Origin of the sequence: Pontibacillus marinus BH030004 = DSM 16465 (genome assembly GCF_000425225.1) — a bacterium.
Classification (GTDB): domain Bacteria; phylum Bacillota; class Bacilli; order Bacillales; family BH030062; genus Pontibacillus; species Pontibacillus marinus.
The window spans coordinates 1-24509 of the sequence record NZ_AULJ01000044.1 but is presented as its reverse complement, the minus strand read 5'-3'; the positions used below and the strand labels follow the sequence as shown (position 1 = coordinate 24509).

General features: G+C 38.6%; 23 protein-coding genes, 1 tRNA gene and 1 other annotated feature. Of the genes, 8 read left to right on the top strand and 16 right to left on the bottom strand.

Features of this window, described 5'->3' with window-relative positions:
- Window positions 1–22: 22 nt before the first annotated feature.
- Window positions 23–664, top strand: a complete 642-nt coding sequence (locus H514_RS0110655; RefSeq protein ID WP_027446963.1) for a deoxynucleoside kinase — start codon at window positions 23–25, stop codon at window positions 662–664.
- Window positions 661–1341: a deoxynucleoside kinase gene (locus H514_RS0110650; protein ID WP_027446962.1), complete on the top strand. Its 681-nt coding sequence runs from the start codon at window positions 661–663 to the stop codon at window positions 1339–1341. The genes H514_RS0110655 and H514_RS0110650 overlap by 4 nt, the downstream gene beginning before the upstream one ends.
- Window positions 1342–1369: 28 nt before the next feature.
- Here the strand turns inward: H514_RS0110650 and H514_RS0110645 are convergent, their stop codons facing one another.
- Window positions 1370–1549 carry a hypothetical protein gene (locus H514_RS0110645; RefSeq protein WP_027446961.1) on the bottom strand — a complete coding sequence of 60 codons (180 nt, stop codon included), beginning with the start codon at window positions 1547–1549 and terminating at the stop codon, window positions 1370–1372.
- A gap of 177 nt (window positions 1550–1726) precedes the next feature.
- Window positions 1727–1819 (bottom strand) — tRNA-Ser (locus tag H514_RS0110640).
- 158 nt (window positions 1820–1977) lie between these two features.
- On the opposite strand from H514_RS0110640, the gene H514_RS0110630 reads away from it, so the two are divergent.
- Window positions 1978–2586 carry a hypothetical protein gene (locus H514_RS0110630; RefSeq protein WP_027446960.1) on the top strand — a complete coding sequence of 203 codons (609 nt, stop codon included), beginning with the start codon at window positions 1978–1980 and terminating at the stop codon, window positions 2584–2586.
- A gap of 54 nt (window positions 2587–2640) precedes the next feature.
- Here H514_RS0110630 and H514_RS0110625 read toward each other — a convergent pair whose 3' ends face one another.
- From H514_RS0110625 to guaB, 6 genes are all read right to left on the bottom strand, one after another.
- Entirely contained in the window at window positions 2641–3015 is a 375-nt protein-coding gene (locus H514_RS0110625; protein WP_027446959.1) for a VOC family protein, read from the bottom strand.
- Between the two features lie 183 nt (window positions 3016–3198).
- On the bottom strand, window positions 3199–4473 hold the full coding sequence (gene serS, locus H514_RS0110620; RefSeq protein ID WP_027446958.1) for a serine--tRNA ligase: 1275 nt from the start codon (window positions 4471–4473) through the stop codon (window positions 3199–3201).
- Window positions 4474–4738: 265 nt separating this feature from the next.
- Window positions 4739–4965: a binding site (T-box leader), on the bottom strand.
- A gap of 40 nt (window positions 4966–5005) precedes the next feature.
- Window positions 5006–5596 carry a pyridoxal 5'-phosphate synthase glutaminase subunit PdxT gene (gene pdxT / locus H514_RS0110615; RefSeq protein WP_027446957.1) on the bottom strand — a complete coding sequence of 197 codons (591 nt, stop codon included), beginning with the start codon at window positions 5594–5596 and terminating at the stop codon, window positions 5006–5008.
- A 21-nt stretch (window positions 5597–5617) separates the two neighbouring features.
- The gene (gene pdxS, locus H514_RS0110610) at window positions 5618–6502 is read right to left on the bottom strand and encodes a pyridoxal 5'-phosphate synthase lyase subunit PdxS (RefSeq protein ID WP_027446956.1); all 885 of its coding nucleotides are present in this window, start codon (window positions 6500–6502) and stop codon (window positions 5618–5620) included.
- Between the two features lie 125 nt (window positions 6503–6627).
- Window positions 6628–7959: a serine hydrolase gene (locus tag H514_RS0110605; protein ID WP_027446955.1), complete on the bottom strand. Its 1332-nt coding sequence runs from the start codon at window positions 7957–7959 to the stop codon at window positions 6628–6630.
- Between the two features lie 152 nt (window positions 7960–8111).
- Entirely contained in the window at window positions 8112–9581 is a 1470-nt protein-coding gene (gene guaB / locus H514_RS0110600) for an IMP dehydrogenase (RefSeq protein WP_027446954.1), read from the bottom strand.
- Window positions 9582–9720: 139 nt separating this feature from the next.
- Between guaB and H514_RS0110595 the strand changes: the two genes are divergently transcribed.
- Window positions 9721–10665 (top strand): YaaC family protein, encoded by a 945-nt coding sequence (locus H514_RS0110595; protein ID WP_036842280.1) that lies wholly within the window; start codon window positions 9721–9723, stop codon window positions 10663–10665.
- Window positions 10666–10707: 42 nt separating this feature from the next.
- Here the strand turns inward: H514_RS0110595 and H514_RS0110590 are convergent, their stop codons facing one another.
- The 8 genes from H514_RS0110590 to dnaA form a co-directional block, all read right to left on the bottom strand.
- On the bottom strand, window positions 10708–11811 hold the full coding sequence (locus H514_RS0110590) for an HD-GYP domain-containing protein (RefSeq protein ID WP_027446952.1): 1104 nt from the start codon (window positions 11809–11811) through the stop codon (window positions 10708–10710).
- A gap of 148 nt (window positions 11812–11959) precedes the next feature.
- Window positions 11960–14467: a DNA gyrase subunit A gene (gene gyrA / locus H514_RS0110585; protein ID WP_027446951.1), complete on the bottom strand. Its 2508-nt coding sequence runs from the start codon at window positions 14465–14467 to the stop codon at window positions 11960–11962.
- A gap of 155 nt (window positions 14468–14622) precedes the next feature.
- On the bottom strand, window positions 14623–16551 hold the full coding sequence (gene gyrB, locus H514_RS0110580) for a DNA topoisomerase (ATP-hydrolyzing) subunit B (protein WP_407946837.1): 1929 nt from the start codon (window positions 16549–16551) through the stop codon (window positions 14623–14625).
- A 45-nt stretch (window positions 16552–16596) separates the two neighbouring features.
- The gene (gene remB / locus H514_RS0110575; RefSeq protein ID WP_027446949.1) at window positions 16597–16881 is read right to left on the bottom strand and encodes an extracellular matrix regulator RemB; all 285 of its coding nucleotides are present in this window, start codon (window positions 16879–16881) and stop codon (window positions 16597–16599) included.
- A gap of 9 nt (window positions 16882–16890) precedes the next feature.
- A complete protein-coding gene (recF, locus tag H514_RS0110570) occupies window positions 16891–18015 on the bottom strand; it encodes a DNA replication/repair protein RecF (protein ID WP_027446948.1) in 1125 nt (374 codons plus the stop codon).
- 28 nt (window positions 18016–18043) lie between these two features.
- Complete coding sequence (gene yaaA / locus H514_RS0110565; protein WP_027446947.1) at window positions 18044–18265, bottom strand: S4 domain-containing protein YaaA; 222 nt, start codon at window positions 18263–18265, stop codon at window positions 18044–18046.
- 208 nt (window positions 18266–18473) lie between these two features.
- Window positions 18474–19616 carry a DNA polymerase III subunit beta gene (gene dnaN / locus H514_RS0110560; RefSeq protein ID WP_027446946.1) on the bottom strand — a complete coding sequence of 381 codons (1143 nt, stop codon included), beginning with the start codon at window positions 19614–19616 and terminating at the stop codon, window positions 18474–18476.
- A 255-nt stretch (window positions 19617–19871) separates the two neighbouring features.
- Window positions 19872–21221, bottom strand: a complete 1350-nt coding sequence (gene dnaA / locus H514_RS0110555) for a chromosomal replication initiator protein DnaA (RefSeq protein ID WP_027446945.1) — start codon at window positions 21219–21221, stop codon at window positions 19872–19874.
- 619 nt (window positions 21222–21840) lie between these two features.
- Here dnaA and rpmH point away from each other — a divergent pair.
- The 4 genes from rpmH to jag all read left to right on the top strand — a co-directional run bounded on the left by rpmH (window position 21841) and on the right by jag (window position 24176).
- A complete protein-coding gene (gene rpmH / locus H514_RS0110550; RefSeq protein ID WP_027446944.1) occupies window positions 21841–21975 on the top strand; it encodes a 50S ribosomal protein L34 in 135 nt (44 codons plus the stop codon).
- Window positions 21976–22236: 261 nt separating this feature from the next.
- Window positions 22237–22590, top strand: coding sequence for a ribonuclease P protein component (rnpA, locus tag H514_RS0110545; RefSeq protein WP_027446943.1), 354 nt, complete (start codon window positions 22237–22239; stop codon window positions 22588–22590).
- An 87-nt stretch (window positions 22591–22677) separates the two neighbouring features.
- Complete coding sequence (gene spoIIIJ, locus H514_RS0110540) at window positions 22678–23445, top strand: YidC family membrane integrase SpoIIIJ (RefSeq protein ID WP_027446942.1); 768 nt, start codon at window positions 22678–22680, stop codon at window positions 23443–23445.
- Complete coding sequence (gene jag / locus H514_RS0110535) at window positions 23442–24176, top strand: RNA-binding cell elongation regulator Jag/EloR (RefSeq protein ID WP_027446941.1); 735 nt, start codon at window positions 23442–23444, stop codon at window positions 24174–24176. The genes spoIIIJ and jag overlap by 4 nt, the downstream gene beginning before the upstream one ends.
- The last annotated feature ends 333 nt before the right edge of the window (window positions 24177–24509 follow it).

The window sequence follows — 24509 nt, the reverse complement described above, 5'->3', positions numbered from 1 at the left end:
CTGTTGGTGAAGGAGGAGGAACATGGGACGCACACCCTTTATAGCAGTGGAAGGCCCCATCGGTGTTGGGAAAACATCTCTTGCCAAGAAGATTGCCTCCCAATTTGAATACACGCTATTAAAAGAAATTGTTGAAGAAAATCCGTTTTTAGGAAAGTTTTATGACGATATTGAAGAGTGGAGCTTTCAAACGGAAATGTTTTTCTTATGTAATCGTTATAAGCAATTAGAAGATATCGAGAAAAAATATCTCGCTTGTGATAAACCGGTTGTATCAGATTATCATATTTCCAAAAACTTAATTTTTGCTGAACGAACGTTGAAAGAAGAACAATATGATAAATATGTACAAATTTACGATATTCTAACACAAGACATGCCAAGGCCAAATATGATTGTTTATCTTCATGCAAGCCTGGACACATTGTTAGATCGTATCCGTATGCGAGGTCGCAAAGTCGAGCAAAATATACAAGCAAGTTACCTGGAGCAGCTCTCTGCGGATTATGACCTGTTTATGGAGAAGTTTGAGAAGGAGAATCCAGATATTCCTGTCATTCGGTTTAATGGTGATGATTTAGACTTTATCAAGCATCAGGATGATTTGGATTACATGATTCAAACGATCGAAAATCATTTTGAAAAAGGGGAAGTTATAAAATGAATCGAAGAAATGAATATGGCATCCCGCATGATTCGGTCATCACAATTGCCGGAACAGTTGGCGTAGGAAAGTCAACGATGACAAATGCCTTAGCGAAAGCTCTAAACTTTAGAACTTCATTAGAGAAAGTGGATACCAATCCGTATTTAGATAAGTTTTATCATGACTTTGAACGTTGGAGCTTTCACTTGCAAGTGTACTTCTTAGCAGAACGATTCAAAGAACAAAAGAAAATCTTTGAATATGGCGGAGGCTTTATTCAGGATCGTTCTATCTACGAAGATACAGGGATCTTTGCCAAGATGCACTATGAGAAAGGCACAATGAATGAGGTGGATTATAACACGTACACAAACCTCTTTGATGCCATGGTTATGACACCTTACTTCCCTCACCCTGATCTATTAATTTATCTTGAAGGATCGTTTGATGATGTAGTCGGCCGAATCCAAGAACGGGGACGTCCAATGGAGCAACAAACACCGGTTGAATACTGGGAAGAAATGTTCAATCGCTATGAAAACTGGATCGACAACTTTAATTCATGCCCAGTTCTTCGTCTAAACATTGCTGATTATGATGTTGTAAATGACCCAAGTTCTATAGAACCAATCCTAGAGAAAATTGGTCACTTCATTCAACAATCAAGAAAATGGAGATCACGTCAATTAACATAAAAGCTTAGGGCTATGCCCTAAGCTTTTTTTAATTCCCACCTCGAATGTCTTCTCCCATTCCATAATGCGGGCGTTCATCAGTTTTCTGTACCGGCTCAGTTGGACGGTGTCTATCGTAATTTGTATTAATACGCTTTCGTCGTTTAACCTCTGAAAGAATGCCAATGATGATCAATGGACTTAGTAACATGATGAGCGTAAACCCCACGTCAGATCACCTCCACCCAGCTACATCTAGAATAACCTTATTTCTAATATATGGTAACAGTAAAAAGACATTAAAAAAACACCCCATTCGAAATGGGATGTTCTCTTACATGCGTTATTATAAAAATCTATCCAAAGAGGACGATTTCCAATCTCCAATTTTTACGCGCATAAAAAATGGCGGAGGAGGAGGGATTCGAACCCCCGCGGGGCGTTAACCCCCTGGCGGTTTTCAAGACCGCTCCCTTCAGCCGAACTTGGGTACTCCTCCGTGCGACAAATACTAATATATCATGGTCCCCTATTAGAGTCAATGCATTTTCTACATTTTTTTATCTTTTTTCTGTTTGGGGCTTTCTTCCTCTACAAAAATCGACAAGCATTCGATATGATATGGAAGAACCTACATAAGAAAAAAGGAGAGATCCCATGAAAAAATGGTTATACCCTTTTGCAGCATGTTCATTGATTTTCATTCTAGCTAGCTGTCAGGAAAAACCTGAACAAGAAGCTGCAGCAAATGAAGAATCAACTGTCCAAAAAGAGGACAAAGATGCTGCCCAAAATGATTCTATCGAAAATGAAGACAAGAATCAATCCCAAAATGAAAATGATTCTGAGAAAGAAAACAAAAAAGAAACAGAGGGGCAAAAAACTTCTTCTGAGTCAGAAGAAAATAATGGGACTCAAGAACTAACAGCTCAATTGTTAAAACAAGAGCTATCTCTTGGTCTTCCAACCAAAGAAGTTAGATCCCTGTTAGGTGAACCAAATCAAAAAGTCACAAGTGATAAAGACGGAAAAACTATGTGGCGTTATGACAAGAAAACAGTTGATGGTTATAGCTATAATGCTCCAGGTAACCGTGACAGCCTAGATTATGAGTCTTTTATCAATAAAGATGTTCAATTAATCGTCTTTGTTGGCGTGGAAGATAACAAAGTAAACAGCTACAGTATTTATTACTACGATGAACAAGGTGTTCCGAAAAACTATCGTAAAAATGATCAATTTGAAAAGACAGATACTATGCAATAAACTTACGAAAGAAATAGCCGCTACCTTCATTTAAAAAGGTGACGGCTATTTTTCCTATCCCTCACAAATCATAATGACATTTCCGTCAGGATCTATCACATTAAAGAATGAAACATCGTCAAACCTTGTAATATCAGAATCAATTTGATAGCCAAGCTCTGTTACATAATTAAAGGCATCATCTATATTCGTGGAGTGTAGGTTAAACAATGGATAAGGTGAAGGGGTAAATTCCTTGGTCATTTCAGACGGCCCTGCATCTAGTGTTAGGCTCGTGTGATGATTTACATGTATATTGTGAACAGGGTCTTCTACTGACTCAAAGTAATAAGATTGCCCTAATAGATCACCATACCATCTCACCGACCGTTTCAAGTCTCTTACATGAACAAATACTGTATTCATTAGATTTTGAATTGGACTTTTCATAGTAGTCACTCACTTTCAAAAATTTGGTATAAAATATTCTTTCGTGATGAATAAGAGGAATTCCTTCATTATGAAAAAGCCACAGGGTCTATTCAGGGCTCCTGTGGCTTTTTTCTTCTACTATATAGAATTTTATTACTTAAGCGTTTGTTCTGTTGTTCAGCGTCACTCTCAACCCTGAATTTACTTAATAACTTCCTTGCCACCCATATATGGACGAAGGACTTCTGGAATGACCACTGTACCGTCTTCTTGCTGGTAATTTTCAAGGATAGCAGCTACCGTACGACCGATGGCTAAGCCAGATCCATTAAGGGTGTGTACGAATTCTGGCTTGCTATTATGCTCACGACGGAAACGGATTCCTGCGCGACGTGCTTGGAAATCTTCAAAGTTAGAGCAAGAAGAAATTTCACGGTACGTATCTTGGCTAGGGATCCAAACTTCGATATCGTATTTCTTCGCAGCAGTGAATCCTAGGTCACCTGTACACATGCTCATCACGCGGTACGGCAACTTAAGTAACTGTAAAACCTTCTCTGCGTGGCCTGTTAATTGCTCTAGCACATCATAAGATTCTTCAGGCTTCACAAAGTGTACAAGCTCAACTTTGTTAAACTGGTGCTGACGAATTAACCCACGCGTGTCACGACCTGCAGACCCTGCTTCAGAACGGAAGCAACCACTAAAGGCTACATATTTCTTCGGCAGATCTTCGTCTGTTAAGATCTCTTCCCGGTGATAGTTTGTAACAGGTACTTCAGCTGTTGGAGCAAGGTAATAATCCCATTCTTCGATCTTGAAAGCATCTTCCGCGAATTTAGGGAGCTGACCTGTTCCTGTCATGCTTGTGCTGTTAATCATGTATGGAGGAAGCATTTCTTCATAGCCGTGCTCATCAGCATGAATATCCATCATGAAACTCATTAAAGCACGCTCTAGGCGAGCACCTAGGTTTTTATAAAAGACAAAACGGCTTCCTGTAACTTTAGAGGCACGTTCGAAGTCTAAAATACCTAATTGGTCTGCAATGTCCCAATGTGGTTTTGCTTCATAGCCAAATTGAGGGATATCTCCCCACTCGCGATCCAGTACGTTGTCATCCTCATCTTCACCAACTGGAACACTCTCATGAGGAATGTTTGGAATGGAAAGCATTAATGTTTCAAGCTGTTCTTCTACCTCTTTTAACTCGGTATCAAGAGCTTTAACACGCTCACCAACCTCCCGCATTTCTGTAATCAGATGATCCGCATCTTTTTTCTCTTTTTTCATTGCAGAGATTTGTTTAGATACTTCGTTACGCTTGGCTTTTAGTTCTTCTGTTTCACGAATAAGCTCACGACGACGCTCATCTAATTCACCAAACTTATCAAGATCAGATAAGTCTTCTCCTCGTTTTTGTAATTTCGCTTTCACTTCATCAAAGTTCCCTCGTAGGTACTTCATGTCTAACATAGATATATCCTCCTTTTTTTATAAAACAAAAAACAAAAGCGCAAGCGCCCGTTTAGCAACGAAGGGACTGGACTGAGCCCGTAGTGAGATAAAGGAAACACAAATTGTGAAACAATTTGATGTTGACTTATCGAACGGAGGCGAGGGAAGTCCCTTCGTTGCTGGGCGCTGGAGCTGGATGTGGCCACGCTCTCATAAATGAGTTATACACAAGCCACAAATTTTATAATTTCTTAAGCAAATAAAAAACTCCCGTCCCTAATTAAATAGGGACGAGAGTTATATATTCCCGCGATGCCACCCTGGTTGAAGGCACAAATGTCCTTCCGGCTCACTTCAAGAGTAACGATGCGCTAGCACCGGATCGACCTACTATAGGTTTCAATCGATCAGCTCAAGGATGGATTCACAAGGCTTCTTCACCGATTCACACCAACCATCGGCTCTCTTGAGAAGAAGACCATTGTTACTAATTCCTATCATCACGTTTGCTTGTTAAGTTTGTTGTTTATTAAGATTAGCGAATTTTGGATTAACATGCAAGGGATTTTTTCGATTCTTCCACCATCTTAACAAAATGGGCTGTTAATCGATGATCATCCGTTAACTCTGGATGGAAGGCACATGCCAAGTAGTGACCTTCCTGAGCTGCTACAATTTTATCCTGATATTGAGCAAGCACTGACGCACCTTCGCCTACTTCAGCGATATAAGGAGCACGTATGAATACTGCTTCAAAATCATCCGCTACACCTTTTATTTCGAGCTCAGCTTCAAAACTCTCACGTTGACGACCAAATGCATTTCGTTCAACCTTCATATTCATTAGGCCTAAGTGAGAGGTGTCACGACCTTGTACATTTGTAGCTAATAAAATCAGTCCTGCACATGTTCCAAAGATCGGCTTTCCGCTCTTTCCGAAAGCTTGAAGTGGCTCTAAAAAGTGATATTTATCGATCAGACGGCGCATAGTTGTACTTTCGCCACCCGGGATAATTAAACCATCAATTTCATCTAGTTGTTCAATTCGTTTAACAACGATGCCTTCAGCACCACTCTCTTCAATAGAGCGAACATGCTCACGAACAGCACCTTGTAAACCTAATACACCAATTTTCATCATGATGCATACTCCTTTAGTGAATTACTGGCTGCGATCTTGCATACGATCAGATTCTGTAAGAGTAGACATTTCCATACCCTTCATCGCTGTACCAAGATCTTTTGAAAGTTCCCCAATTAGTTTGTAATCATCGTAATGCGTTGTTGCTTCTACAATCGCACGAGCAAACTTCTGTGGGTTATTGGATTTGAAGATTCCAGAACCAACGAAGACCCCATCAGCACCAAGTTGCATCATAAGCGCTGCGTCTGCTGGTGTCGCAATACCACCTGCTGCAAAGTTTACGACTGGAAGACGACCTTCTTCCTTGATTTGAAGAAGAAGCTCATATGGTGCACCATGGTCTTTCGCATACGTCATTAACTCATCATCTGACAGGCTTACAACCTGACGAATTTGTGATTGTACTTCGCGCATGTGACGCACTGCCTCTACAATATTACCTGTTCCTGGTTCACCTTTTGTACGAAGCATAGAAGCACCTTCACCAATTCGACGAGTAGCTTCACCAAGGTTACGACAGCCGCAAACGAATGGAACTGTATAATCATTCTTTTTAATATGATAAATTTCGTCTGCTGGTGTTAGAACTTCACTTTCATCAATGTAGTCTACACCAAGAGATTCTAATACACGAGCTTCCACAACATGACCAATTCGTGCTTTAGCCATTACCGGAATGGATACAGCGTTCATAACTTCCTCAACAATTGTTGGATCAGCCATGCGAGCAACGCCGCCTGCTGCACGGATATCTGCTGGAACACGCTCTAATGCCATTACTGCTACGGCACCTGCTTCCTCAGCAATCTTAGCCTGTTCTGCGTTAACAACGTCCATGATGACGCCGCCTTTTTGCATTTCTGCCATACCACGTTTTACACGATCTGTACCTGTTCTTGACATGCTGAATTCCTCCCAATCCTTCTTCTTATCTCTTTATTTAGACAATCGTTCTAACTTTTAGGACGTTTGTACTCTATCCTTTATTTTAACGCATTATTCTTAAAATGCCTATATAATGAATCAGGTTAGAACCAACCTTTTACTGTATCAGCAACACTTGTGAAAATATCACTGAAAAAGTCTCCAATTGTACGTAGTGTTAAGACGAACCAGTTTGCTTTTTCTACACTAGATTGAGTAACCACTGCAACCGTTTCTCGGTCACTTTCATTGTCGGTAATATAACCAAAATCATCTCCACTATTCTTAAGGTTCATCGTACCAAGTTGCTCACCTTTTTTGATTGGAGCTGTTAGTTCACCTTCATCGTTAAACTTCGATTCATCTAATTTATATTCTACACTGTATTGATCTTCTGTCCCCTTTTGAATCGTCACAGATATCGGTTCTTTAGAAGCAATTTCTACAGAATCCTCTTTCCCTTTTGTTACAGCAAAAGTTGATTCTCCTTCAATCTGATAATCTGCAGGGTATAATTCTTTTTGCGTAAATTGATTAAACCCATAGTCCATCAATTTGCGTGTTTCTGCAAATCGAGCTTCTTTACTATCTGTTTTCATAACTACGGAGATCAAACGCTGTCCATTACGTTCCGCTGTTCCTGTAAAACAGAAACCAGCCATGTTTGTCCAACCTGTTTTCAACCCATCTAAACCTTGGTAGCCGAACTGAGCAAGGTGTCCAGGCATATTTGGTAGCATCCAGTTCCAGTTTTCAATTTCTTTATCCTCGAATTGAATCGTTGTCATACTGGAATAGGTTAAGGCATCTGGATAGTCATTAATTAAATTATAAGCAAGGAGAGCTGCTGAACGTGCTGATAATAGGTTATCAGCATCAGGTTGTGTCCCTTCTGGGTAATTATCACCTAAGTCTGAGTTTGAAAGACCTGTTGAGTTCACAAATTTATAATCTGGTAATCCCATCTCTTCAGCTTTTTGGCGCATCATTTTAACAAAATCACCTTCTGAACCTGCAATGAGTTCAGCTAAGGCAATGGTTGTTGCATTATCAGAGTTAACGGCCATCGCTTTATAAAGTTCTTTTACCGTGTAATCTTTATCCTGACGTAAGCCTACTCCAGAAAAAGCTGGATCAGCGGATATACTATAAGGGTAATCACTTATACGAGTTGTTGTATCCCAACTAATCTTACCTTGATCAATGGCTTCAAGGACTAAGTATTCTGTCATCATTTTCGTCATACTTGCAGGAGGCAAAGCCATATCTGCACTTTTTTCAAATAAAATCTTTCCTGTATCACCATCTACTAGAATAGCAGATTTGGCCTTCACATCGACAGCTGCTGAAGCCGATATTGGGCTTACGAGCATGGATGTAAATGTCATCATTAGCATAGTAAGTAATAAAAAGGTAACTCTTAATCTATGTTTCAACCATCTCAACCTCCATTTATTTATCTACATGAGGCTATTTTATCACATGTACAGATAATAAAGAAACACGACTTTTGCCTCTGTGACGCATTGTTTATGGGTATAAAAAAGAACTACCAACCCGGGGCTAGTAGTCCTCTATCATCTAGTATTTACACACTATAGTTTGGTGCTTCTTTCGTAATTTGCACATCATGAGGGTGACTCTCGCGTAAGCCAGCATTTGTAATTCGAGTAAACTGAGCTTCTTCTCTAAAACGATCTATTGTGTCTGCTCCACAGTAACCCATGCTTGAACGGAGACCTCCAAGCAGCTGATGTACAGAATCAGATAATGGACCTTTATAAGGTACGCGACCTTCAATTCCTTCAGGTACAAGTTTGTTAGCTTGTTCTGATTCTTGGAAATAACGATCCTTTGATCCAGATTTCATAGCACCAACAGAGCCCATACCACGATATACCTTGAAACGGCGTCCTTGGAAGATTTCTGTCTCTCCAGGGCTTTCTGTTACACCTGCAAAAAGGCTACCAAGCATAACTGCATGAGCACCTGCTGCAAGAGCTTTAGCGATATCACCAGAGTATTTAATTCCTCCATCCGCAATCACAGGGATGTTATGCTTAGCTGCTTCTGATGCACATTCATAAACCGCTGAAATTTGCGGAACGCCAACTCCTGCAACAACACGAGTTGTACAAATGGAGCCTGGCCCAATACCTACCTTAATAATATTCGCTCCTGCTTCAATTAAGTCGCGTGTACCTTGTTTGGTACCTACGTTACCAGCCATAATATTTAAATCTGGATATTCTTCTCGTACTTTTCGTACTTGATCCATAACTCCTTGAGAATGACCATGCGCTGTGTCGATTACAATAACATCTACGCCAGCTTCAACAAGCTTTTGAATACGAAGGTCTGCATCAGCTGTTACACCTACTGCAGCTCCAGCAAGTAAACGACCTTGTTCATCTTTAGCTGAGTTAGGGAATTCAATTACTTTTTCAATATCCTTAATCGTAATAAGGCCTTTGAGTACACCATCTTCATCGATGAGTGGGAGCTTTTCAATCTTGTATCCTTGTAAGATCTTTCCCGCTTCCTCTAGCGTTGTCCCAACCGGGGCTGTAACGAGATTTTCACTCGTCATAACTTCTGAAATTTGAATGGAATAGTCTTGGATAAAACGAAGATCACGATTTGTAATAATTCCTGTAAGCTTCTGTTCTACATCATTATTTACAATCGGCACACCTGAGATGCGATATTTTCCCATCAAGTGTTCAGCATCATAAACTTGGTTTTCAGGCGTTAAAAAGAATGGATTTGAAATCACACCACTTTCACTGCGCTTTACACGATCAACCTGCTCAGCTTGCTCCTCAATGGACATACTCTTGTGGATGATACCTAGCCCACCTTGTCTTGCCATGCCAATCGCCATTTCTGCTTCCGTTACAGTATCCATACCAGCACTAATGATCGGTACATTCAGATTAAGGGTTTTCGACAAACTTGTTGCCACATCAACCTCTCTCGGCAGTACATCCGATTTCGCTGGAATAAGCAATACATCATCAAACGTTAAGCTCTCTTTTACAAACTTATCTTCTCTCATGATTTAGCCCCTCCTAAACATTCATGGTTTCCTCAAAAGTTGGTTACACTAAGCAAACAGACTTTATATTGTACATAACCATACGACATTCTAAAGGCTTTTTCAACAGTTTTTAGGAAAGGGGGAAGAACTTATAAAAATGCAAAATATTCAGTCCATTTATACTCAACTACAATCTGCCCCTTTTACGCAAAAATACTTAAAAGAATGTTATAAAAAACAAGGATTTGAAGATGCCGAGAAGAAATGTTTCGACAATACGTATCGATTTATCTATTTTCTTGAACATGCCGAAACCTACTATGAACAAGGAAGAAAAGCACCTCTCTCTATAAAGCCAGTGCTATATTTTTATGGCATGTCCCAACTCTTAAAAGCTGCTCTTTTAACTTGTAGGCCAGATTATCCTGAAACAACTGCTGTACTAGCTCATGGTGTATCAAGTCGAAAACGTAAAAAGCAAAACTATACCTTTTTACAGGATGAAGTAAAGATCCAACATAAGGGATTGTTTTCCTATGTTTCTAAGCACTTATTTAATGTGGAACATCTCCTTGATCAAAAGTTTTCTATGGATGAGTTGCTACGGCGAATTCCAGAAGTGGATCACGTTTATCAATTCCCTAATAAACCTTCATCCTTTTACACTATAGGACATCAAGAAAATCCAACACTTAGAGTCCCTATTGGAATTCTTGATGATTACCATTGGACATTCTCCTATTTTGAACAACATATGAATCAGGTTCTACCAAATATTAAGGATGTTGATCAAGAAGAAAACTTTATCGTTATTAACTTGGATGAACCTATTGGTCATCTAGGTCGCTCCTTTTTTTATATGGATTCACAAACAAACCAACTCGTCTTACCAAAACGCCGGAGCTTATTCTCCTATGTCCCTGAAGTACTCAATCATTATATTTTGCTATATAACCTTAGTATGATCTGTCGTTATGAAACGGAGTGGTGGGGGGATGTGCTTCATTCATTCTCTAGTGAAGATCTGGTGTTCATTCAAGCTTTTCTTGAGACCACAAGTGAGAAAATTCCCCGTTTGATGGCTCATATTTTCATGGATTAAGACATAAAAAAGGACTGACCTCCAATAGAGGCAGTCCTATAGTTAACTTGGATTTGAAACGATTTCTTCAATAAATAGATCCCGGTAATTTTTAAGATGGATAATCTCATTGTTATGAAATAAACGAACCATGGGGCGTGTCGGAGTTTTCGCTTCGATAAATACAATCTCGCCTTCTTGGTTATTTGATAATTTCACTTTGGTACCAGTAGAGAAATTCGTCATACTATCTATAAATGCCTGAACAACTTTATGATCAAATTTACCGAATTGGTCCTGCATCATCTCTTCTATTACTTTAAATGGGGATTTCTTCGTTTTATAAATACGCTCTGATGTCATTGCATGGTACATATCACTAACAGCTACAATTTTTCCGTATGGATGTAGCTTATCCTCTGCAATTCCAATAGGATACCCTGAACCATCACGTCGTTCATGGTGCTGTAATACACCGATACGAACCTCATTTTTTAATACAGGTATTTTTTCTAAAAGCCTATAAGAATAGGTAGGATGTTTTTTGACTTCCTCGAATTCTCGCGAAGTTAACGGACCGCGTTTCTTCATAATTCGTTCCTCTATCTTAGACATGCCAGCATCACTCAAAAAGCCAGTTAGGCCGATCTGGATAATTTCCCCTTGCGAGAAGTTCATCTGTTTAGCAATGATCGAGGAAAGTAAGCCAACGGCAATACTATGATGGTAAAAGTAATTTTCCTTAGTAGAATAATGGTGCAACATAAAGACCTGACTTTTATCCTTCAAAGCTTCGTGAATTAATGGGACAATCGTTTTACGTACTTTAGAGATATCAATAGATGATCCAGCTTGCCAATTTTTAAACATGCTTTTATAAGCTTGAACAGCATCAAGATATTGATCCGCAAAGCTCGTAATTCCTCTTACTGGGGTATTCTTTGCTTCCTCTGATTCCTCTTCCTCTATATACTCCTCAGGTTTAAAAACTTCACCACTAGCAAGTTTTGGACCCACATCGATTTCTTCAATTAAAAACTTATGTAAAACCGTAATATGAATAGGCTTAATAACTGTATTCTTTTCTATAATAGGATGATTTGTTTGTCCCATTACATCTTTCAAGACCATACATCCTGGAACTAACTGACTTGGGTGTACACGCATGGTTTCACATCCTCTTATTACTTATGTAGATAAGCGAAGGCAACCGCTTATAGTCTAAATGTGGAAGGTTTTAACTATAACCTCATTATTACTTAAAACAGGATAAAAGAAAAGAGGAACACTAAAACGTGTATCCTCTTTTTCATTCTTACTCTTCTTCTGTTGACTCTTCTTGTTGTTGTTCACTTACGACTTCTGCAGGTTGGGTTACTTCATGTTCATCGTCTTCGCTTTCGATTTGAGCCAATGTAGCTACTTCTTCTCCTTCTCCAAGGCGAATGAGGCGAACCCCTTGTGTGTTACGACTTGTTTGAGAAATACTTTCTACTGGCATCCGGATTAACACACCACTAGCTGTGATAATCATTACATCTTCTTCACCCGTAACAGATTTAACAGCTACAACCTCACCATTTTTATCGGTCAAGTTACATGTACGAATACCTTTACCACCTCTACCAGTGATACGATATTCTTCTGCAGGTGTTCGTTTTCCGAATCCTTTAGTCGTTACGTTTAGTACTTGAAGGCCATCTTCAATGATTTCCATTGATACAACCTCATCATCATCACGTAAAGAGATTCCTTTAACACCAGTAGCTGTACGCCCCATTGTACGAACGTCTTCTTCAGGGAAGCGTATTAGATAACCACCTTTTGTACCGATCATGATATGCTTCGAACCATCTGTTAATCGAACAGATATCAATTCATCATCTTCACGAAGGTTTAAGGCAATTAAACCACCTTTACGAATGTTCGCAAACTGATCAAGAGATGTTCGCTTGGAAATACCGTTTTTCGTAGTGAAGAATAAATACCAATCTTCAGCGAATTCTTCAATTGGGATTACGGCATTAATCCATTCTCCCTTATCAACTTCTAACATGTTAATGATCGGGATTCCTTTCGCTGTTCTGCTAAACTCAGGAATCTCATACCCTTTAGCGCGATACACTTTACCTTTATTGGTAAAGAATAATAGCGTATTGTGCGTTGAAGTAGATAAAAGATGTTCTACGAAGTCATCTTCATTAGTGCCCATACCTTGAACACCTCTTCCACCACGACGTTGTGAACGATACGTAGTTGCTGGAAGACGTTTAATATATCCTTGATGCGTTAATGTTACGATAATTGTCTCTTCAGGAATTAAGTCTTCATCTTCAATGAAATCTGTTCCTCCCGCGACAATTTCAGTACGTCGCTTATCATTAAAGCGCTCTTTAATGTCTTCTAATTCTTCTCGGATAATTTCAAGAACCTTTTCGTCATCCGCAAGAATTGCTTTGAGTTCTTCAATTAACTTCGCTAGCTCTTGATACTCTTCTTCGATTTTGTCACGTTCTAAGCCTGTTAGACGCTGTAAACGCATATCAAGAATCGCTTGAGCTTGCTTTTCAGACAACTCATATTGAGTCATTAAACCTTCGCGCGCAATATCTGTTGTTTGAGATCCACGAATTAAGGCAATAATCTCATCAATATGGTCTAGTGCAATCCGCAGCCCTTCTAGAATATGAGCTCGAGCTTGTGCTTTCTTTAACTCATATTCTGTACGACGACGAATAACTACTTTTTGGTGATCTAAATAGTGCTCAAGACACTGCTTTAAGTTTAATACCTTCGGCTCACCATTTACTAGTGCAAGCATATTAATACCAAAGGAAGTTTGTAAGGCTGTTTGTTTATATAAGTTATTTAATACAACATTTGGATTTACATCTTTGCGTAACTCTATTACTACACGAAGTCCATCGCGGTCAGATTCATCACGTAAATCTGTAATTCCATCAATTTTCTTATCTCGAACAAGTTCAGCTATTTTTTCAATTAATTTCGCTTTATTGACCTGGAATGGTAGTGCTGAAGCAATTAAGCGTGCTTTTCCATTCGCTTGTTCCTCAATTTCAACTTTAGCACGAACCGTAATAGAGCCTTTTCCAGTTTCATAGGCTTTCCGGATTCCAGTTCGACCTAAAATTTCACCAGATGTAGGAAAATCCGGGCCAAAAATGTACTCCGTCATCAATTCATCAATCGTAATCTCTGGATCCTTACTAACAGCTAGAACTGCATCAATTACTTCACCTAATTGATGGGGTGGGATATTGGTCGCCATCCCTACAGCAATCCCGCTAGCTCCGTTTACAAGTAAATTTGGGAAACGAGCAGGTAGTACGAGTGGTTCTCTTTCTGAACCATCATAGTTATCATCGTAATTAATTGTATCCTTGTTAATATCTCGAAGGATTTCCATTGAGATTTTGGACATACGTGCTTCCGTATAACGCATGGCTGCTGCTGCATCACCATCCACAGAACCAAAGTTTCCGTGTCCGTCCACAAGCATATATCGATAGTTAAAATCTTGTGCCATACGTACCATAGAGTCATATACAGCTGAGTCACCATGCGGGTGATACTTACCGATAACTTCTCCAACAATACGGGCAGATTTTTTGTAAGCTTTATCAGAATGCATACCTAAGTCATGCATTGCATATAAAATACGACGGTGTACGGGTTTAAGTCCGTCACGCACGTCAGGTAATGCACGAGAGACAATAACACTCATTGCATAATCTAAAAAGGATGTCTTCATTTCCTGACTTATATTGACTTCCTGAACCTGGGGGCGATCTTGTTCCGCCATAGAATTACCTCCCTCTTAAAACGAAAAGTGTAGGCGACTGTATAGCTCCTTGTGCATAAGCAAGATTTCATAGGTGGTAAAGTTTGCTTTAGAAAGATTACTCATGTCACTAGAAGCTAGGAGTCGAAACTAGAATAATGGTATTTACGACTGCTTTATACGTCTAAGTTTTTAACGTATGCAGCGTTATCCTGAATGAAATTACGACGAGGTTCTACTTTATCGCCCATAAGGATCTCAAAAATTTCATCTGCTTCAATCGCATCTTGTAAACTAACCTGAAGCAATGTACGAGTTTCTGGATCCATCGTCGTTTCCCAAAGCTGTTCAGGATTCATCTCACCAAGACCCTTGTAGCGCTGTAAACCAGGCTTAGGTGTCTTTGATAGTTCCTCTAGCTTCGATTCCATCTCTTTATCGTTAAACGCATAGTAAATGGCTTTACCTTGTTGAATTTTATACAACGGTGGCTGTGCAATATAAATATAACCATGCTCTAACAATGGACGCATATATCGGTAGAAGAAGGTTAATAATAACGTACGAATATGAGCCCCATCGACGTCAGCATCCGTCATAATAACGATTTTTTGGTAACGTGCTTTAGAAATATCAAACTCTTCTCCAATGCCCGTTCCAAGTGCTGTTATGATTGCTCGAACCTCATTATTGGAGAGAATCTTATCTAAACGTGCCTTTTCAACGTTAATGATCTTACCTCGTAATGGTAAGATTGCTTGGTAATGACGGTCACGCCCCTGCTTAGCTGAACCTCCCGCAGAGTCACCCTCCACGACATAAAGTTCACTGATAGAAGGATCTTTAGATGAACAATCAGCAAGCTTACCAGGTAGATTTGAAACCTCTAAAGCATTCTTACGTCGTGTTAACTCACGTGCTTTCTTCGCAGCTGCACGAGCGCGTGATGCCATTAATCCTTTTTCAACAATTTGTTTTGCAGAATCAGGGTTTTCAAATAGGTATTTAGAGAAATACTCGTTAAAAATATTGTCCGTAACTGTACGTGCTTCGCTATTTCCAAGCTTGGTTTTCGTTTGACCTTCGAACTGAGGGTCAGGGTGCTTGATTGAGATAATAGCCGTTAAACCTTCACGTACGTCATCACCAGTTAAGTTCGGATCATTTTCTTTAAACATTTGATTCTTACGTGCATAGTCATTAATTACACGGGTCAATGCCGTTTTAAATCCTGACTCATGCGTCCCACCTTCATACGTGTGGATGTTATTCGCAAAGGAATAAATGTTACTCACAAAGCCATCGTTATATTGTAACGCGACCTCAACACTAATTTCTTCACTTTCACTTTCAACATAAAACGGCTCATGAAGTCCATCACGTGTACGATTTAAGTGCTCAACGTAAGAAACAATTCCGCCTTCATATAAAAATTCTTTGTCTTCTTGTTCTTCATCACGCTCATCGTTGATCGAGATTTTAATTCCTTTGTTTAGGAAGGCAAGTTCTCGTAAACGATTTGCTAATGTATCAAATTGGTATTCTTGCGTTTCTGAGAAAATTTCTGTATCAGGCTTAAAGTGAATGCGTGTACCAGACACGTCTGTTTCACCAATCACTTTTAAATCTTCATCAGGTACGCCACGATGATATTTTTGGTAGTGAATCTGGCCATCTAGATGAACGAATACTTCTAATTCACTAGATAAAGCGTTAACTACAGAAGCACCTACACCATGTAGTCCACCAGATACCTTGTAACCGCCGCCACCAAATTTACCACCAGCGTGTAAAACAGTTAAGATAACTTCAACAGCTGGACGATTCGCCTTTTTGTGCATCCCTACAGGAATTCCACGACCATTATCGGTAACAGTGATACTATTATCCTTTTCAATCGTTACCGTAATATGATCACAATAGCCAGCTAACGCTTCATCGATACTGTTATCAACGATTTCCCATACGAGGTGGTGTAACCCCTTTTCATTCGTTGAACCAATATACATCCCTGGGCGTTTACGTACAGCTTCTAATCCTTCAAGGACTTGTATTTGATTTTCATCATAGGCTTGTTGCTCTGAAAGCTTTTCTTCCATTGTCATAATATTCACCTACACTTCTTTCCAGAGGTTATTATTTATCTTGTCTTACTCCACAGTTCCTTCAGAGAAATCTTCTAATTTATTTAAAGTAGATGTCATGTTAGCACGTTTTTTTAACGTTAGAACGGATAATGAGCTAAAGTAGATATAGTCCTTTGTGATGACAATGGCTTTCGCATCCGCATCTGGCGTTTCAAAAACTCGTTGATTTTTCCTTTGGTTAAAAATCATTTCTTCCACAATGGAAGATGAGGATAATAGTTCACAATCAATGATTGAAATGACATCCTCAGATTCAATTACATGATCATCTCCGATATGAATAAACATCGTGCCACCTCAATTCTCTCTCGATACATGGCCTTCTTGAACATAAAATAACTCCGCTTGTTCAAGGGTTTCGTGTTCGATTCCTTCCACACTCGTTGTTGAGACGAATGTTTGAACTTTTCCTTGAATGGTATGTAATAAGTGTGATTGACGATAATCATCTAACTCACTTAATACATCATCCAATAAAAGTATCGGATATTCGCCTACTTCGTTGAAGATCAACTCAATTTCAGCAAGTTTTAAAGAAAGTGCTGTTGTACGCTGTTGTCCTTGTGAACCATACGTTTGCACATCCTTGCCGTTTACCTTGAAAATCAAATCATCACGATGAGGACCAACAAGAGTTGTCCCCCTCTCAATTTCTCTTTTTTCAACTTCTGCAAATTTATCTTGAAATACCCTTACCAGTGTTGACAAATCCATGTCCTCTGATACATCCGCCGAGGCATCGTACTCAATTTGAAGTTCCTCTAGCTGTCTGCTTATTCCATGATGAATCGGTCCAGCCCACTTTCTAAGCAAGTGTAAAAAGTTAAATCTACGCTGAACCACAGTAGCTGCATGCTCAATCAGTTGTTCTGTCAGGATTTGTAGCATGGTAGTATCTTGTTGTTTATGCTGATTCCGCTGGTATTCTTTTAATAAATGATTTCGCTGCTTTAAAACTTTTTGGTACTGTCCTAAATGATAAATATAGGCAGGTTGTATTTGTCCGATCTCCATATCTATAAAACGACGACGAACCTGAGGATTGCCTTTTACCAGGTTTAAATCTTCAGGTGCGAACATTACAATATTTAAAGCACCAATATAATCACTTAATCGCTTCTGCTCTAAGTGATTTAATTTAGCTTTTTTGCCCTTTTTAGACACGATAACTTCCAAAGGGAAACGGCGCTTTCGTTTATAAACACTACCTTTTATTTTAGCATATTCTTCGTCCCACATAATGAGTTCTTTGTCACGGGGTGTTCGATAAGATCGCGAAAAAGCTAAAACATAGATAGCCTCCATGAGATTCGTCTTACCTTGAGCATTCTCACCGATAATGACATTAATTTTATCATCAAAGGTTAAATGGAGATCTTTATAGTTTCGATATTGCTTTAACGTTAACTCTTCTATGTGCATGAATATTCCCCTTTAGTTTTCATGGGAATTAGGATTCTCTTACAACAGTAAAGGTTCCAACCCCTTCAACTTCTACAACATCGCCAATGGAAATTTTCTTACCTCGTCGATCCTCTTGTTCACCGTTTACAAAAACTGGATATTCAGAAAGGAACCACTTTGCCATTCCGCCCGTCTCAATGACATTGGCAATCTGTAAAAATTGACCCAATTGGATGGTTTCTGTTGCAATTTCAATATTTTCGTTCATGTTATCCACCTTATTTCTTCAGTCTTGGCCTTCTATCTATTTTACTAAAGATTTGCCCATAAGAAAAGGAACGGGAAAATGTATTTCAAAAAGCCTTTTTGTTGCAGTTTTAAAACGTTCCTAAAGGAAGTATTAAAAAATCCTACCACCATCTTCATAGCAGTAGGATTTTTTGGATTGAATACCTTTTTTTATATTGCTCTTAATTTTAGTAAGTTCTTACTGGTAGGATTAGCTGAAGAATTTGTTCATCCTCATTTGGACGAATAAGGAAAGGTCGCATAGCTCCAGTAAATTGAATATGAACTTTATCCGTATCCATAATCTTCAGGGAATCCATCATATATTTTGCACTAAATGAAATCTTTAAATCTTCCCCTTCAACTACCTCTGCATGCACTTCTTCCACTACTTTACCAATCTCAGGAGAATTACTTGTAATTTCTATTTGGTTATTTTCTTTCGTTGTTAATTTAACAACACTATTTCGATTTTCTTTGGCTAGTAATGCAGCACGATCGATAGACTGTAGAAGCTCTTTCGTATCAATCGTTACAAGTGTTTTCGTTTGATCAGGAATTAATCGAGATGTTTCAGGATAGTTGCCATCTAACAGTCGAGATAAGAAATATAGATTCTTCGTACGGAATAAGATTTGGTTTTCCGTAACACTGATAACAATACTCTCCTGAGAATCTCCAAGAATTTTATTTAATTCCGTTAAACTTTTCCCTGGGATTACAACGTTGTTAAACGAAAGGTTTTGAGCTTGTTCCTTCAAAGGAATATCACGTGATGCCAAACGGTGACTATCCGTTGCTACAAAACTTAAGTTCTCATCTTCCACCTTCATGTTTACACCTGTCAAGATGGGGCGTGTTTCTGAGGTGGACACCGCAAATACGGTTTGACGAATAAGGTCTTTGAGTAAATCGATTGGTACCTCAAAACTCTGTTCTGTTGAAAGTTGAGGAAGATGCGGATATTCTTCTGCATCCTGGCCATTTAGGTGAAACTCAGCACTACCAGAACGAATACTAACGTTTAAGTGATCATCAACTTCAATTTCTACAGTCTGTTGAGGAAGTTTCCGAACAATATCAGGAAAGTATTTAGCCTGTAATACGATACTTCCAGGTTCTATATTTTCAACATAAACGATCCCATCATCTTCTCTAGGGATAAACGATTCAATAGAGATATCAGAATCACTACCTGTTAGCTTAACCCCTTCTGTAGTTGCTTCAATTTTCATCCCGGTCAGAATAGGAATTGTTGTCCTAGAAGAGATAGCTTTCATGACATCTTGTACGCTATCCATCAATTGATCGCGTTGAATTGTAAATTTCATTGAAACGAATCCTCCTAAATGGATCTTTATATTATATATTTATTTATATTTTAAAGATCGTAATAGTAATAGAGCGTGTGAATTTGTGAATAACTTATTTAAACACATGCGAAAAAGGATATCCACATGTGGATAGTTTGTGAGTAAATCATGGGACAGTTTCTGCAGTTATCAACAGGGTGATTTTGAAGAAACGTGTCGAAATGTCTAAAAAAGTAGATAATTGGAGTTAAATTTAGCGTTCATCTATCATGATTAAGACTTAAGTGTTTCACGTAATTCATCTAAATCTTTTTGTAACTGCTGATCGTCTGCTAGTTGTTTCGAAATTTTTTCATGAGCATGAATAACCGTAGTATGATCACGCCCGCCAAACTCTTCACCAATCTTCGGTAGGGAGTAGTCCGTCATTTCTCTAGACAGATACATAGCAATTTGTCTTGGGAATGCAATCGTTTTTGTACGTTTTTTTGCTGCGAAATCCTCGAGTTTTACATTATATTTTTCAGCAACTACCTCTTGAATAGCCTGGATCGTAATCACTTTTGGTTTCGAACTAGGAATAATATCCTTCAATGCTTCAGCAGCAAGTGATGCATCAATATCCTGATTAATCAATGACGAATAAGCTACCACTCGAATGAGGGCACCTTCCAATTCACGAATATTGGTGTCAATTTGATTCGCAATATATAGCATAACTTCATTTGGAATATCCAAACCTTCAGCCTTTGCTTTCTTGCGTAATATCGCAATACGAGTTTCTAAATCAGGCGGCGTAATATCAGTAATTAAGCCCCATTCAAATCGAGAACGTAGTCGATCTTCTAAAGTTGGAATCTCCTTAGGTGGTCGATCACTAGAAATAACGATCTGCTTATTTTCCTCGTGAAGTGTATTAAACGTATGGAAAAATTCTTCTTGTGTTTGTTCTTTTCCAGCTAAAAATTGAATATCATCTATTAAAAGCACGTCCACATTTCGATATTTATTGCGGAAGTTGATGGCTTTATTATCACGAATTGAATTAATGAACTCATTTGTAAATTTCTCAGAAGATAGATAAACCACTTTTGCTGATGGATTATGATCCAATACATAGTGCCCAATTGCATGCATTAAGTGGGTTTTACCAAGTCCCACGCCACCATATATAAATAATGGGTTATATGCTTTGGCTGGAGCTTCCGCAACTGCAAGTGAAGCTGCATGGGCAAATCGGTTACCTGAACCAATAACAAAAGTATCAAACGTGTATTTAGAATTCAGCATACTTTGAGGAGATTCTTGTCCATCCTCTTTATCATTAGGAACCTGTTTAATAGCCGGTTTTATATCATCATGTGAGACGTCTTTGGTTTCCGGAATAATAAATTTCGTTTGAAGTTCCGCTCCAGTCACTTCATATAATGTGTCGGAAATCAAACTTGCATAACGACTCTCCAACCAATCTCTTGCAAACTCATTCGGTGCCACAATAACTAGCGTGTCATCCTTTAAAGAGTCAGCCTTTGTACTTTTGAGCCAAGTTTCAAAGCTTGGTTTACTAATTTTTTCTTCAATTTTCGTTAACGTGTTTTCCCAGAGCTCTTGTATATTTTCCAACTACATGTTCACCCCTTTCATCCTAAGGAACCAGTATGAAACAAAAAACCTCACGTATCCTTTCTCTTCTAAATTGAGAAAATAAGCTAGAAGCAGAAAGATCCGGAGGTGCTGTACAACATTTGTAAAACTATAAGAGAAATTATGGCTGTGGATTTAAAACTGTTACTATAACAGTACTGAAATAAATTGTTAGCATAATCCACATTATTGTTGATAAGTGCTTCAACACCCATGTGAATGTCTATCCACAGATTATCCACAGACTGTGGAAAACAAATAATGGGCTTGAGGTTTATTCAGAACTAAAACACAAATATGATACCAAATAAATCCCATTGTTGCAATGGTTTTTCGACACTTATCCACATTATCTAGGGATTGTAGATAAATTTTATCCACAACACTATATTTTGTGATTATCTTGTCGATAATGTATGTGGATAAAAAAAAGAGCAGAAAAAATTATTCACAGGATATGTGAGTGGAAAAATTGAATAGAGGATCTGTGGTGTATAACTTAAAAATAAGTTGACATTTCCCTGGTGGATTTTTTATAATGAATTGGACTGTCTTAAGAAGATTATTGTATTTACATTCCTCAGGGAGGTGTCTATAAATGAAACGTACATTTCAACCAAATAATCGTAAGCGTAACAAAGTACACGGTTTCCGTGCACGTATGAGTAGTGCAAACGGTCGTAAAGTATTAAAACGCCGTCGTCGTAAAGGTAGAAAACAATTATCCGCATAGGCCACTGATTCGATCTCAGTGGTCTTTTTTCTAGTTTTTTTATAATAAGTTCTAGAATGACCTTAATTAAGGAGAACATGGATATTCACCATTTCAGGTGGATATCATGTTTTTCTATATAACATGAAACAATCGCGATTTTGGAAAAAGGTATATGATGCCTGAACATAAACTTTCTACATATGTAGAGGGAGTGTTGTCATATATGAAGTCCTTTCTTTCTAATAATCTGCTCTACATTATTGGAGAGTGAATTGAACCATGAAAAAACAAAACCGAATTAAGAAAAACGAAGAATTCCAACAGGTATTTAAAAAAGGGACTTCCTTTGCAAATCGTCAGCTCGTTTTGTATTACTTAAAGAAAGAAAACCAGGGTCATTTTCGAATTGGTTTGTCTGTAAGCAAGCGAATTGGCAATGCTGTGACTAGAAACCAAATAAAAAGATATTTAAGACAAGCGTTTCATGAGATGGAAGATCGCATTCTTTCAGAATATGATCTTGTTATTATTGCTAGAAAACCAACAAGTCAAATGAACTATCATGAAATGAAGAAAAGCTTGAACCATGTGCTATCGAAAAATAATCTTTTGGTAAAATCAAAGAAAGCCTAAAGATTTCATATAGAACTGTTCCATAGATTAGTGGTAAAATACATTTGATGTTTCTATGGATATTGGAAGTATAAGGAGGAAGTGACGTTGCGAAAGAAAGTCCTTTTAATGGTCGTCTTGACAGGACTCCTCAGTTTATTAACAGGCTGTATGGAAATGGATCAGAACATTACAGCTGAAAGTGAAGGAATTTGGAATAAATACTTTGTATTCCCACTGTCCCAAACGATTATATATTTCGCTGAACTATTCGGAGAGAATTATGGCCTATCTATTATTGTTGTAACGCTTATCATTCGTTTGGTTTTATTACCGTTAAACGTAAAACAATTGAAAAGTTCAAAAGCTATGCAGGAGATTCAGCCTGAATTACAGAAAATTAGAGAAAAGCACAGTTCTAAAGACCAACAAACACAACAGCAGTTGCAAAAAGAAACGATGGAGTTATTCCAAAAGCATGGAGTAAATCCATTAGCTGGTTGTTTCCCGATTATAGTACAAATGCCGATTTTAATCGCATTCTACCATGCAATTATGCGTACTCAAGCCATAGAAGGACATAACTTCCTATGGTTTGAACTAGGAAATCCAGACCCGATCTTTTTAATGCCACTCATTGCTGCAGCAACAACGTTTATTCAACAAAAGCTAATGATGGCAGGTATGGCGAACGCTAATCCACAAATGACTATGATGCTTTATATCATGCCAGTCATGATCGGTGTATTTGCAATTAACTTCCCAGCAGCTCTTGCACTTTACTGGGTAGTTGGTAACATCTTTATGATCGGACAAACGATGTTTATTCGAAAACCAATGATGAAAGATACAGAAACAGGAGGCGCGGCCAAGTGAGACAAATAACTGCTACTGGACAAACAGTTGAGGACGCGGTCCAATCAGCTTTAGAGCAGTTAGACACCTCGAGGGACCAAACCAATGTAGAAGTCATTGATGAAGGCAAAAAAGGATTTTTCGGTCTATTTGGATCCAAACGTGCTATTGTGAAAGTTAGCATTGTGAATCAAGAGACGGAAGAAGAAGAAAGTCAAGAACACATCCATCAAGATGAAGCATCGGAAGGTACAGAAGAACAGGTCGAAGCTTCAGAAATAGTAGAAGATGATAAACACGATACTGAAACGGCTATTGAAGAAACTAAGCAATATCTTGAAACTGTAGCAAACGGTATGGGTGCTTCTATTCATGTTGAAGTTTATCGTAAAGGGAAAGAGATTACGTTTGATTTAGTAGGAGATAAAATTGCACTTCTTATTGGAAAACGTGGACAGACTTTGAATGCACTTCAATACCTCACGCAACTTACAATTAATGGTAAAACAAACCAGTATGTAACTGTTATTGTTGATGCTGAAGGGTACAGAGAGCGCAGAAAGGAAACGTTGACGCAATTATCTAATCGTTTAGCTGATAAAGCTATTACAACTCGTCGAGAAGTAAAGTTGGAGGCTATGCCATCTTACGAACGAAAAATCATTCATACTGCTTTACAACATCATCATGAGATTTCAACGTTTTCAGACGGAAATGAACCCTATCGACACGTTGTCATTAAACCGAAATAACTCTGGATTAGTTCCAGGGTTATTTTTTTTGCTTATTTGAACCTAGTTATTCAACAATATGGCAGTTATGTTGAAGACTTGAAACTGAGAGGAGTCCGTTGCTGTTGAGTAATTTGTTGCGGTCAGTGAAACGGCAAGCCTGTTGTGGAAGAAAAGCCGAGCCTCCTCGTGCCTGCGGGGTCTCGTCTTCCCTTTGTTACCACGACAGTTTGCCGTTTCCTTCCCTCCACGCGATTATGGAGATTAACGGACCATAATTTGGACTTTCCCATCTCAAATTGATTGGAATTTATATTCACAGAAGTTGCTCAAAACCTTGTCATGATAGGATTA

Bases quoted from the DNA above. Each gene is read 5' to 3' on its own strand.
- H514_RS0110655 (WP_027446963.1), top strand. From the start codon at position 23: ATGGGACGCACACCCTTTATAGCAGTGGAAGGCCCCATCGGTGTTGGG.
- H514_RS0110650 (WP_027446962.1), top strand. From the start codon at position 661: ATGAATCGAAGAAATGAATATGGCATCCCGCATGATTCGGTCATCACA.
- H514_RS0110630 (WP_027446960.1), top strand. From the start codon at position 1,978: ATGAAAAAATGGTTATACCCTTTTGCAGCATGTTCATTGATTTTCATT.
- H514_RS0110625 (WP_027446959.1), bottom strand. From the start codon at position 3,015: ATGAAAAGTCCAATTCAAAATCTAATGAATACAGTATTTGTTCATGTA.
- serS (WP_027446958.1), bottom strand. From the start codon at position 4,473: ATGTTAGACATGAAGTACCTACGAGGGAACTTTGATGAAGTGAAAGCG.
- pdxT (WP_027446957.1), bottom strand. From the start codon at position 5,596: ATGATGAAAATTGGTGTATTAGGTTTACAAGGTGCTGTTCGTGAGCAT.
- pdxS (WP_027446956.1), bottom strand. From the start codon at position 6,502: ATGTCAAGAACAGGTACAGATCGTGTAAAACGTGGTATGGCAGAAATG.
- guaB (WP_027446954.1), bottom strand. From the start codon at position 9,581: ATGAGAGAAGATAAGTTTGTAAAAGAGAGCTTAACGTTTGATGATGTA.
- H514_RS0110595 (WP_036842280.1), top strand. From the start codon at position 9,721: ATGCAAAATATTCAGTCCATTTATACTCAACTACAATCTGCCCCTTTT.
- H514_RS0110590 (WP_027446952.1), bottom strand. From the start codon at position 11,811: ATGCGTGTACACCCAAGTCAGTTAGTTCCAGGATGTATGGTCTTGAAA.
- gyrA (WP_027446951.1), bottom strand. From the start codon at position 14,467: ATGGCGGAACAAGATCGCCCCCAGGTTCAGGAAGTCAATATAAGTCAG.
- gyrB (WP_407946837.1), bottom strand. From the start codon at position 16,551: ATGACAATGGAAGAAAAGCTTTCAGAGCAACAAGCCTATGATGAAAAT.
- remB (WP_027446949.1), bottom strand. From the start codon at position 16,881: ATGTTTATTCATATCGGAGATGATCATGTAATTGAATCTGAGGATGTC.
- recF (WP_027446948.1), bottom strand. From the start codon at position 18,015: ATGCACATAGAAGAGTTAACGTTAAAGCAATATCGAAACTATAAAGAT.
- yaaA (WP_027446947.1), bottom strand. From the start codon at position 18,265: ATGAACGAAAATATTGAAATTGCAACAGAAACCATCCAATTGGGTCAA.
- dnaN (WP_027446946.1), bottom strand. From the start codon at position 19,616: ATGAAATTTACAATTCAACGCGATCAATTGATGGATAGCGTACAAGAT.
- rpmH (WP_027446944.1), top strand. From the start codon at position 21,841: ATGAAACGTACATTTCAACCAAATAATCGTAAGCGTAACAAAGTACAC.
- rnpA (WP_027446943.1), top strand. From the start codon at position 22,237: ATGAAAAAACAAAACCGAATTAAGAAAAACGAAGAATTCCAACAGGTA.